Below are 5,160 nucleotides of genomic sequence, written 5' to 3'. Positions count from 1 at the left end.
ATTCTACGACTAGGTTTTGATTGTCAGTCTGATTATCTACGGTAGAGCTAAATGTCACCGTAGAAAATAATGATATTAGAACTAATAAACATACGTTTAACGCTTTCATCTTATGATTCTCGGTTGGAATAGAGCTTGGATCGTATGACATTTGGCTTGTATAAAACTCAATCAATCTCACATTTTAATACTATAAAACAACTAGATGTACACTGACTCTTCGAAAATACCAATAATCCACGCATACCGAAGAAAACCTCCAGACTCAAATCCTCTCATTGGAAGAAGGGCTTCGCGGCTAAAGCCACTCCTACATGAAGGCTACGAACATGTAGACAGAGCAAAATTTAGCGATGCCAAACACCTTTGAAAGGTGAATATGGCGGAGCCATAGGCTCATGAACGAGATCCAGGGACAGCAAACTGGCTTTGTAAATGGGGATTTTCGTTCCGAAGTGCTTCGCGGCTAAAGCCGCTCCTACATTAAGGCTACGAATTTGAGAAGGGATGCAAGCCTGCGACCTTTATCAAGCGCAGCTTGATTAGCTTACAAGCTAAGAACAAAGCAGTGGATCCCGGCCTAAAAGAACACAGAGATGACAGCATAGATTCCGGCCCAAAAGCATCGCCGGAATGACGGTATAGATTGTCGGAATCACGCTAGGGTTATCTTCCAGACACAAAAATGGCAGTAACCATTTACATCTCGTATTACGTATTGATGTAGAGTTAGCTAAGCATTGGTCAGATGTTGAAGTGGTCACGCAATGGCAAAAGCTGTTTAAAGGCTGATGGATATCTCTTGCTAACGCTTGCATAAGAGTTGCGGGCACTGAATGAACCTATCGTTCAACGAGCCAATGCTGAGGACAAGTGTACTGGGCGCTTCTGGGAGGGAAGGTTTACCTATTTCCTTTCTAAGAGTCGGCCCTGTTTGATGAAGCGGCAGTACTGGCCTGTATGGCCTAAGTAGACCACTGTTTATTATAGATAGGCCAATCCGCGCTAAGATGGCTGCTACACCAGAAACCTCAGATTTCACTAGCATCAAACTGCGTATTAAGGCTGCGCTTAACGGTGAGCAGCCCAATACACTATTGCCTTTTGTTGGTAACGAACATAAAGCAATGCCTAAGGGACTCATGTTCAATGCTAACGATTATCTGCAACTTGTTGATGATACTGCGCGTATAGTCAGAGATGGCAAGCGAGGCTCTATGAGCCAAGAGTCGGCCAAGATATTAAAGAGACTTAATATTCCACCAGAAAACTGGATAAAACTGACCTCAGAGTTAACCAAGAGTTTACCAATATTTTCAAAGGGCCTGTGGGCAATACCCAAGAGATAACAGCGTATTGTGAACACTATCTTGAAAAACACCGACCGCAAGCGGCGACAAGGAGCCGCCAACTGTCATCGATGGCTAGATGGCATTTAATCAAGACTGAGAGATACCCATTTCAAATTATTATATTCAAGCTTAACCAAACGGCAGCTTGGTTATTTTTATGTCTGATTTTCAAGGGAATAGTCGAAATTTTACTCATGACAGCATTATTGAGTATTGTATGGCGTGGCAGGAGGGTGGATTGATACAGCAATGAATTTCTCTGGCAATCTGGCTCTAGTAGGTGCAAGCGATCTAACAGGAAATAATATTGGGTGTCTTGGTTATTTATTTATCGAAGAAAAGAAGCCATGAAAATAAACGGCAAAAGCGGCCAAGCTAGTTGACGTCTAACAAGTGAAAGATGATTATTGGTTCAAGGCTTTGTCAGTGTGCCACTTCAAGGCTTGCTGACACACCTTTGGACAGAAATGGTTTAGTTGCAACCACTCTAGTGATCCTGACATTGATTAGAAATAGTATCTTAGATCCCTAATTCGCTCCGACCCCTTTATCTTTTTAGGCGTACGCATTCAAGCGCCCAGTTGGCGACATTTAAGCAATGGTTGGTTAAATCGGCGACACAAGTGTCGAAGCAAAGTGCCCTGGGCCAAGCCATCCATTACAGCCTCAATCAATGGCCAAAACTAAGCCGTTACGTAGAAGACAGCCGACTCAACATAGACAATAACCGCGCCGAACGCGCAGTAAAACCTTTCGTGATAGGCCGTAAGAATTGGCTGTTTAATCACAACCATCGCGGGGCTGAGGCCAGTGCCATTTTGTACAGCATAATAGAAACTGCCAAAGCCAATGGCTTAACGCCGTTCGATTACATCGAACATTGCCTAGAACAATTATCTCACCCAAACTGCGATCTCAACAGTCTCTTACCATGGCTCGTAAAACTGGGCTAGATGTAGATCACCGGACGCTCACCATTAGGTAACATGGCTTTGAGCTTCGTCATAAATTCTAGGTGAACCTTAGGCTTTTCCTTACGGTTTATCATATAGCGTTAAAGAACGTCCTTGAGCAGCCAGAGATGCTCGGATGAGAAAGTTTTGCTTTCGCTCATCTAAATCAGACCAATCTATATGAATAATTGGCTGCTTCATTTTACCCACTAGCAGGTAGGCCATACGGGTGTAAATAAACTCAATGTCACGATGTACATTAGTGTTGCTACAAAGCCTGTCTACACGCTTGATTTTATGCTTTTCTTTAGCGGTATTATCAATATTCCGGCCAAGTCCCGTGACTGAAAGAGTGCCACCTTTCTATGGCTGCAAAGAGGCTTAATCGCAGCGTTTTGTGCATTAATGGCGTGACAATCGCTAAGCATTTTGATAAAACGTGTTTCGCATTCATGGCATTTATCCGTGGTTATTTTTGTTTGGCGATAGATTTGATCACCAAATGCCATGAATGTTCCCTTCTTTTTTAATTATCTTATTGTTTATTCATCATATTTCGTGTGGATTCGTCAGGCTCCGACCCCTTTATCTGTGGCTACCGACGCCTGCTAAAATGTAATTTTCCTTTCAATAACTTTGCTCTTATATTAGGGGGAATTCATACTTTTGCATGCGTTTAAATGGTATAAGATTTGCACTAATTTCATCAACATTCAACACTTTGACAATGATATGCAATTAAATAAAATGGCCATAAATGCTCTACCTCTCACTAAAATGGCTAGCTCTGTAGCAATACAAGCAAATAATAATGCAACCACATTAAAAGAACCGGCAAAGGTTGAGGAGAGTATAGAGGCAAAAAATGGCCACTCTGGCACGCCCCAAAAATATGATTTCACCAATATGACATATAAAGAGCTAAATGTTGCAGCTGAAGGTTTGTATGATGAAGGCTTACTTTCTGAAAAAGAGTATGTTCTTTTAACTGGGCATTATGCTGTAACGCAAGCTATGGCAGAAAAAGATCCACAGTTATTACATGACGCTAATAACAAAAAAGTGAATATCCTCGAAATTCTAAAAGAGAACAGAAACGATCACATCAAAAACTATGGCTCCTCTGCATATTCAACACAAAATGCTGAACAACTAGTGAAAACTGTGGAAAAACTACAATTTGGATCACAAAGGTTTCATGCCATAGGTTAAACCCTGCATGAAACCTAGACTCAATTAGCGGATATAAACCCTATCTCTTATAGTGCTGTAAGGGTACACTAATGACGTCGCTTGACTCTTTGCAGTACCGCTAACAAAGTTTTGATAGCTATAATAAACCTCGAAGCCAACAACGGTATTACCTCTTTTTATTGCTACTTCCATTTCAAACTTCATTGGCATAGCATTAATTTTTGCTTGGCGTGATGTAGAACGGGCATAACCCCGCTCAATTACAGCAATATAAACTATACCACCATGATCTTTATTAGTAGAGTATGAGCGCTCTGTTAAATGTTCCCATCTGTAGTTAGTAGAGGTAGAGGTTACCGCAAGGATTTCTGCCGAGTTTAATGCTGGGGCAGGTCCCATTGTATTAACTAGTTCATCATTTTTGTCGATAGACTCAATATACAACTTATAGTTTTCTTGTAATTCAGTTGAATTTTCTTTTATTTTCTCTATGCGGGTTTGGTACTCTTGGCTGCTTCTTAATTCTTCTACCACAGATAATATATCACTGTCGTTTGCACTTACATTCGCTGCGCTTGACAGTAGTGCCAAGGCAAAACAAACTTTAATTGTTTTCATAATCAACATCCTAAGTCTATGATTAATTGTGTTTAATAAGTTATCGCCTAACGATTTAGCAATATGTTTTATTTTTAAAGTTAATAATTCAAAATCGCAGTTTCTTATAATAAATAAGTAAGTAAAATCAACAAATGAATAGTGACAGGGTGAGGGCGTTCTTTTCTCACACCTAAATAATATGCAACAAACAATGTTAATTTTTGATTTGTTTCGATTGCAAAGCAAACACAAAGCGATGTTAATCCATTCTACTTTCGAATGAATATGCTAATTCGTTTACCCTGGAATCGTCCCACCCATTTTTTAAAATAAGGTAATATTTTAAAGGTGGTAACCTAGCACTATTTCAACACTGGACGTATTATCTAAAAGGATTAAATTATTCAGTGTGAGTAAGGTAAAAGCATTAGTAGGTTTGAGGGTAAAGGGCTCAGAGAGAATTAGGGCTTTCGTATAAACTAAGATGCTTTTTTCATCTGAGTCATCCGCATTAGACCCAATGATCTAGCTCGGTAGTGTCCTAATCCTTGCTAGTTTATCAACCCGAGCCCCAGTGATTCACTGGCAAGCCAACTTAAAACCTACTTGGTTTATAAGCTGGTCTTGTTTGTCGCTTGAATTTGTAACGGTATCAAGATTGTGAAAGGTAGATTCTTATCTGTTGGATTTTAAAGTGCTCAGACTAGTTAAGTAATTCGTAGAGCCGCGCTGGAATCAAGCAATAAGTGCAACACGCTTACCAGTAAAGACCTCGAGGGGTGTTAGCCCGCCTAATATCTTTCTTGGCGTTAAATTTAGTTGCAATATCCTGTTCTCGATTTCCTCCTCTGTCAGCCTAGCCATGTCGAATTTCTTAGGCCAAAAACGCCTAATTCGACCGTTAGTATTTTCATTCGTTCCTCGCTGCCAACTAGCATAAGGTTTGGCAAAATAAACCTTCGCTCTTGTCGCTTCATGAACCTTCATATGGCCTGCAAACTCACCGCCATTATCCAAGGTTATCGTCAATGCCGTATCGACCTGCCCAAGCAAAGCGATCA

3 protein-coding genes and 3 pseudogenes are annotated in these 5,160 nt (G+C 40.6%); 3 read left to right on the top strand and 3 right to left on the bottom strand.

All coding sequences use genetic code 11. The features are described 5' to 3' along the window. The first annotated feature begins 654 nt into the window (after positions 1-654). Positions 655-1,439, top strand: a pseudogene (locus HRU42_RS20420) (transposase). Between the two features lie 467 nt (positions 1,440-1,906). Next, positions 1,907-2,305 (top strand): annotated as a pseudogene (locus HRU42_RS20415) (transposase); the annotation flags it as partial. 5 nt (positions 2,306-2,310) lie between these two features. Here HRU42_RS20415 and HRU42_RS20410 read toward each other — a convergent pair. Then, a pseudogene (locus HRU42_RS20410) lies at positions 2,311-2,759 on the bottom strand (IS4 family transposase); the annotation flags it as partial. A 278-nt stretch (positions 2,760-3,037) separates the two neighbouring features. Here HRU42_RS20410 and HRU42_RS20405 point away from each other — a divergent pair. Then, positions 3,038-3,517, top strand: coding sequence for a hypothetical protein (locus HRU42_RS20405; RefSeq protein ID WP_295033851.1), 480 nt, complete (start codon positions 3,038-3,040; stop codon positions 3,515-3,517). A gap of 24 nt (positions 3,518-3,541) precedes the next feature. Here the strand turns inward: HRU42_RS20405 and HRU42_RS20400 are convergent, their stop codons facing one another. Beyond that, positions 3,542-4,117 (bottom strand): DUF4879 domain-containing protein, encoded by a 576-nt coding sequence (locus HRU42_RS20400; protein WP_295033850.1) that lies wholly within the window; start codon positions 4,115-4,117, stop codon positions 3,542-3,544. A gap of 717 nt (positions 4,118-4,834) precedes the next feature. Then, positions 4,835-5,160: IS30 family transposase (locus HRU42_RS20395; protein ID WP_295033848.1), on the bottom strand; the 326-nt coding region annotated here is incomplete at its 5' end.

The sequence above is a fragment of the Shewanella sp. genome (assembly GCF_013214165.1).
Classification (GTDB): domain Bacteria; phylum Pseudomonadota; class Gammaproteobacteria; order Enterobacterales; family Shewanellaceae; genus Shewanella.
Note: the sequence above shows the minus strand (reverse complement) of the source record. Positions and strands in the feature narration are given on the sequence as shown.